The sequence below is a fragment of the Streptomyces sp. NPDC038280 genome (assembly GCF_055600045.1).
This window is the reverse complement of record NZ_JBVJYZ010000012.1, coordinates 209,012-215,011: the sequence shown is the minus strand read 5'-3', so window position 1 is coordinate 215,011 and position 6,000 is coordinate 209,012. Positions and strand designations below refer to the sequence as shown.

Below are 6,000 nucleotides of genomic sequence, written 5' to 3'. Positions count from 1 at the left end.
TACTCGGCGACCCGCCCACTACCCACGACCGGACGCAGCACAGCACCGACCAAACCACCACCATCAGCAACCATCGCGGCCTCGGGATCGAGGAGGTCGACCAGGGCCCGGATGTCTCTGGCCTCCCATGCCTCCTTGAAATGCCGCACCACACCGGCCTGCCCGGCCGTCGGAACCACCGGAACCCGCGCGGCGCGAATACGCCGACGGGCCGAGGACGCCAGCTGCCGGCAAGCCGCCGGCGTCCGGCCGACGATCTCAGCGATCTCGGCGAAGGGGTACCGGAAGACGTCATGCAGGATGAACGCCACGCGTTCGGCCGGCGTCATCGACTCCAGCACCACCAGGAACGCCATGTTCACCGACTCGTCCAGGGTGACCCGGTCGGCGGGGTCGACCGGCCCTGCCCAGCCGACGCCCGCCGGCCCGCTGATCCACTGCGTACGGTCGGGCAGCGGCTCGGGTATCCAAGCGCCGACGTAACGCTCGCGCCGCAACCGCGCCGAACCGAGCAGGTCCAGGCAGATACGGCCGGCCACCGTCGTCAGCCAAGCGCCGGGAGCCTCGATGGCCTCCCGCTGTTGCCGCGACATCGCGTACCAGCGGGCATAGGTCTCCTGCACGGCGTCCTCGGCCTCGGCCAGCGAACCGAGCAGCCGGTAGGCGAGATTGACCAGCCGGCGCCGCTCGCCGACGATCACGCTCAGGCCCGGCTCGGACCGGTCATGCCCCGGCTCGGATGACGTGCTCACGGTGGCGACCGCTCCCTGCTTCTTCTCGTTCGCTTCCGCTCCCGCCATCACGGCGAAAACCTCACAAAAATTTTTAGGCCGACGCCTCGCCTCACATTTCGCGGGCCCATGTCGTCGAACTGTCGAGACACTACCGATCCACCGCCGCAAGGCAGAAGAGGGGACCGCACCATGGCCGCCCAGACGATGACAGAACACCGCAGCCGCACGTTCCTGCAGATCGCGACGGCACTGCAGACCTTGGCCATCTTCTTCCAGGCGGCCACCGCCGGGCTGCTGCTGTCCTCGGCCCACGGCGAGGCACTGCACAGCGCCGGAGCGCGCGCGATGTACGCCGCGTCAATGCTGTACGTCCTCGCCGCCATCCTGGCCTGGCGGCCGGGCGGCCAAACGCCCCGCCCCATCCTGCACGCCTCCGGCTTCCTCGCACTCGCCTCGGTACAGGTGGTGCTAGGCATCGCACACATACCGTCGCTCCACGTCCCCCTCGGCGTCCTCATGTTCGGCCTCAGCATGCTGACACTGGGCCACATGCGGCCCACCCAACTGTCGCAGCGCTCAACCACCCAGTCATAACCACGGGCACGAACCACCGCCCTCCCCTTTCCTGACGACGTGTCCGCCACGCGCCGCCCAAGGAAGCCAGCCGACGGGGCATGAGGCATCAGCGTCGAACAGACCCCCCGACCCCGTTGCCCCGGTCTGTCATCGACCGTCTCGCCCACCCCCGACGCTCGGCCGCCCATATCCGCCCGCAGCCCTGCGGGAAGGTGCCAGCACCTGGCACCTTCCCGCACAAGCGAGACACGGACGCCCGGGGCGCCGTAGGTGTGACGCGTCACCGTACGGCAGCTCATCCATCGAAAACCCGGAACACGACCCGCCCCCGAAGGCAGAACGTTCGAGGACCAGCGGCGCGACCCACGCTCCTTACGCCGTGGCGTCGGCGTTCGCGTCCAGGTGCCCAGCGGGGTACACGCGAACGTAACCAGGTCGCCGCGCCCTGCACGGCCCGCGGCACCTGGCTTTCGGCACTGCGGGTCGGGAGTCGATCAGCCCTGGTGTGGGATGCCCAGGGACCGTACGAGCTGGGCCAGTTCCTCGTGGAAGAGCTTCTCCGGGCTGACGGTCTGGTTGCGCATGTGGCCGTAGACCTCCAGCGACACCAGGCCGTGCAGGTGACCCCACATACGCAACGCGAGGGCGACGGCTGCCGGCGGCAGTTCCGGGAACACCGGACGCACCTTGTCGAGAAGCCCGGCGTCGAAATCGGCCCACTCGAACTCGCTGCCTTCATAAAACCGTTCGGCGTACGGCCAGGCGACTGCCGCGAGTGCGGTGAGCCCCGTGCAGACCCGGCGGGCGGCATCCGGGGCGGCGCCCGGCTCAGGTGCGCGATAGCCAGGGACGGGGTCACCGTAGATAAGCCGGAAACCCTGAGGATTGACCAGGGCCCAGTCCCGGAAGGCACCGGCCCATACCTGGATCCTGGTGGCAGGATCCGCAGTGGCGGCAGCACCCCAAGCCGTGTCCACAGCATCGGCCAAGGCGGTATACACGTCCTCGAGTGGCGGACGCCGTGCGGCGTTCAATCGCCGATCCCACGGTCTACGCCACCGCGGCACGCGCCCTGCTGAAGGCGCTGGAGAGCCACCCCAGGCCCGTACCGCCTCCGGCACACAATCGCGAAGCCTTGCTATGTCGGTCCAGGATGAGGTCGAGCCTGGAGGCGCGCGTTTCACGCCAGGGCGTCGGTCCCCTCGCGTACAGACTCTTGGTTACGCGGGCGCAGGGTCCACCGCTGCCTCACGCCCAGCCGCTCCCACAGGGGTAGGCAGTACTCCCCGCTCGCGCTGCCCGAGGCGATCCGGTTGAGGTGCCCTGATGGGTCACGGCGCCCTTCCGTCCAGTCCCCCCGCGCGCCCAGGCCGCCGCGTCTCCCCCGGTACCCCTACCTCTACTCTTGTCCCCGCCAGGTCGTGATTTGACGAACAGTTATGGAACGGGGCATCCGGTGACGGCGGGGGACGAGAACGGTCGTGAGCTGGTCGGCAAGGTACTCGGAGGGCGTTACCGGGTGACCGCGGTGGTCGGGCGCGGCGGCATGGGAGTGGTCGCCCGGGCGGTGGACGAACTGCTCAACCGGGAGGTCGCCGTGAAGATCATGCGGGCCTACACCGACGCCTCCGCGACCGAACTGGCCGATCTGCGGACCCGGATGCAGCGCGAGGCGCAGGCCGCCGCTCGTATCCGACACAGCGGCGTGGTCACCGTGCACGATGTGACGCAGGAGCAGGGCCTGCCGGTCATCGTCATGGAACTCGTCGACGGGCCGTCGCTCGACGATGTGCTGACGGAGCGCGGCACCTTGGAGCCGGGCGAGGCCGCGGCGATCGGCGCCAAGCTGATGGACGCGCTCGACGCCGCGCACCGGGCCGGCGTACTGCACCGGGACGTCAAGCCGGGCAACGTCCTGCTGGAACGTGGTGGCCGGGTCGTGCTCACCGATTTCGGCATCGCCAGCATGGACGCCTCCGGCGACGACGCCATGGCCAAGCTGACCCGCAGCGGTGAACTCGTCGGCTCCCTCGACTATCTGCCCCCGGAGCGCGCTCAGGGCCGGGAACCCGGGCCCGCGTCGGACATCTGGTCTCTCGGCATGACGCTGTACGCGGCCGTCGAGGGCACGTCGCCCTTCCGCCGCATGTCCGCCTGGTCCACCCTGGCGGCGATCGTCAGCGAGCCACTGCCGGAGCCGATGCGAGCGGGACCGCTCGCGCCGGTGCTGCGGGCGCTGATGGCGAAGGAGCCGGAGAGCCGGCCCACCGCCGACAAGGCCCGCGAGATGCTGGAATGGGTGGCTTCGGGCGGAACGGCGACCCTCGCGCCGCCTGCCGTCATACCTACGGTGACGGAGGCCGCCATTCCGACGCCGCCGCCCGGGTTCGGTCCCGCGCCGTTCCACCAGGTTCCCCCACAGCCACCGCACACCGGTTACCCGCCGGCCGGCCTACCGCCCACGCTCCCGCAGTCCAGCGCACCGGCCGCAGGCCGCGCTCCCGGCGCCGGCCACTCCGCGGCCGGCCGTGCGCGGCGTCGCAGCAGTACCGTCGTCGCAGCGTCAGCCGCCGCTGTCGTGCTCGCCGCAGGCGGCGTTACCTACGCCCTGATGGGCCCGCGCGGCGGTACGAGCAGTGACGAGGGGCAGGCGACGCCGCCCGCGGTCAGCTCCCCGGGGGGCAGCGGTCGCCCGAGCGGGGGCAACGCGATCACCGGTATGAACTCCCCGAGCGCATCGTCGTCCGCGAGCTCCCACGGGAAGCCGGCCGGCAGGCACCCTCAGCGGCCGAACGACGACGGCAACAGTGAGGCGGGCCCCACGACGACGCCGAGCAGCGATGGTGCCGGTGCGCCCCCTTCGCCGGCCTCTCCGGCGACCAATCGCAGCGGCGTCTACCTCAGCAACGACTACAGCGCCCTCTGCGCCGGTGCTGGCAACAAAGCCACCAACGGTTCAAAGGTCATCCAGTGGGGATGTACCAACGCCCAGGACGAACGGTGGGTGTTCGAGGCCACCACCGACTCCAACGGCAAACGCGCCTACTCCCTGCGGAACGCGTACTCGGGCAAGTGCATGGGCCCCGCGTCGAGCCTCGCCAAGGGTGCGGGCATGGTTCAGTACACGTGCAACGGCGCGGTCGACCAGAAGTGGTGGTACGACCCGGGCACGCACGAACTGCGCAACGTCTACTCCGGCAAGTGCCTCGGCATCGGATCCAACGCGACCAAGGGATCCCAGCTGATCCAGTGGACCTGCAACGGCGCAAGGGACGAGAAGTGGTCCAAGACGGCGCGCTGAGCCAGGCGGCCGACCGGCTTCACAGCACCGGTGAGGCCGGCCTTGTGTCTCCACGGGCTGGTTGAAGTGCTCACGAGCGTTGTTCCCGTCGACGCACCGGCAGGCTCCCTCCACGGCCTCTACTGGCCTCGCGGTGCACGATCCCACTCAACCGCCCGTGACGGGTGCCTTCGCTCTCCACGATCCCGCATTCCACGTTGCTCATCACGAGGCGCAGACCTATGGCGTCGTGCCGCCCGCGCGAGGGCCAGATGCGCATCTGAGGGATCGGCGGGTACCGGCGGCCGCCCAGGCGGGGTCCGCGTCGTGACCGCCGCCCGGCGAAGGCGCGGTCCCGGCTCGGGGGCCGGCAGTCCCAGGCGCGGGCAGGGGAACCAGCAGGGAGTCGTACAGCGGCCCGTTGCGTGGTGACGGGGACCTGGAAGCTGCCGTAACGCTGCATCCGCTGCCGGCGCGGGCGGGAGCAGGCAACGGCGGTGAAGGGGCACTGGTCACGACCCGGGGCCTGAGTTGGCGGTAGACGAACTGCTGGAGAGGCAGGATCCCCAGCGTCCCCATGGGGGTAAGCAGGTGGTGCCACCACCAGCGGGAGGCCATGTCGAACCGGGCCGTCTCGGTGAACTCGCGGAGCCGCACGGCGGTGCGCCAGAGTCCTCGGGGACCGCCCTAGACGTTGTTGCTGGGGGTCAGTCGGGTGTCGCCCCGCTCGCGGTGACAGTCGGGAGCCCGTTCGGCAACTTCCGTGGGAGGTTCACACGCCTTCGATTCAGCGTGGCCGCAGCCCGTCGAAGACGACCTCGAAGATCCGCTCCCGTGCCGCCGGATCCGCTCCGAGCTGTTCCATCGCCCTGCCGACCCCGGTCAGGAGGGCGATGAACTCCAACAGGCCCAGCTCCGGGCGGACCTCACCCGCCTGTTGTGCCTTCGCCAGTAGATCGGCCAGCCGAGCCTGGATCTCCATGGTCGGCTCCTGCAGGGACACGTGTACGTTCACCCCGGCCGCAGCCAGAGCCTGGGCGAACTCGTTCTTGCCCGCGGACTGATCCACCACCAGGCGGAAGCAGGCGAAGAAGGCTTCGGCAGGTTCGGCCTCGGCAGCCAGCTGCGCGGTCTGGGCTGCCAGCTCCTCGAGTCTGCGCACCATCACCGCCTCCAGCAGTGCCTCCTTGGTCGGGAAGTGTCTGAAGAGCGTCCCGACGCCGACCCCGGCCATGCGGGCGATCTCTTCGGTCGGCACGCTGACGCCGCGGGCGGTGAATACCTCCGTGGCGACTTCCAGCAGCCTGGCCCGGTTACGGATCGCGTCCGCCCGCAGCGGGCGCTCCTGAGCCCCACCCATCTCTCTCCCATCCTTCGTCGTCGAGGGCAGAACCACCCTGGACAACCGGA

5 protein-coding genes are annotated in these 6,000 nt (G+C 70.0%); 2 read left to right on the top strand and 3 right to left on the bottom strand.

Annotated features, from left to right (window positions below; genetic code table 11):
- On the bottom strand, positions 1–752 hold a 752-nt coding region (locus ACZ7J0_RS23845; RefSeq protein WP_470890450.1), incomplete at its 3' end, for a sigma-70 family RNA polymerase sigma factor.
- A 171-nt stretch (positions 753–923) separates the two neighbouring features.
- Here ACZ7J0_RS23845 and ACZ7J0_RS23840 point away from each other — a divergent pair.
- Positions 924–1,328, top strand: coding sequence for a hypothetical protein (locus ACZ7J0_RS23840; protein WP_470890449.1), 405 nt, complete (start codon positions 924–926; stop codon positions 1,326–1,328).
- Between the two features lie 476 nt (positions 1,329–1,804).
- On the opposite strand, the gene ACZ7J0_RS23835 is transcribed toward ACZ7J0_RS23840, so the two are convergent.
- Positions 1,805–2,299, bottom strand: a complete 495-nt coding sequence (locus ACZ7J0_RS23835; RefSeq protein WP_470890448.1) for a TetR-like C-terminal domain-containing protein — start codon at positions 2,297–2,299, stop codon at positions 1,805–1,807.
- A 467-nt stretch (positions 2,300–2,766) separates the two neighbouring features.
- On the opposite strand from ACZ7J0_RS23835, the gene ACZ7J0_RS23830 reads away from it, so the two are divergent.
- A complete protein-coding gene (locus ACZ7J0_RS23830; RefSeq protein WP_470890472.1) occupies positions 2,767–4,611 on the top strand; it encodes a serine/threonine protein kinase in 1,845 nt (614 codons plus the stop codon).
- Between the two features lie 766 nt (positions 4,612–5,377).
- Here the strand turns inward: ACZ7J0_RS23830 and ACZ7J0_RS23825 are convergent.
- The gene (locus tag ACZ7J0_RS23825; RefSeq protein WP_470890446.1) at positions 5,378–5,950 is read right to left on the bottom strand and encodes a TetR/AcrR family transcriptional regulator; all 573 of its coding nucleotides are present in this window, start codon (positions 5,948–5,950) and stop codon (positions 5,378–5,380) included.
- Positions 5,951–6,000 lie beyond the last annotated feature (50 nt).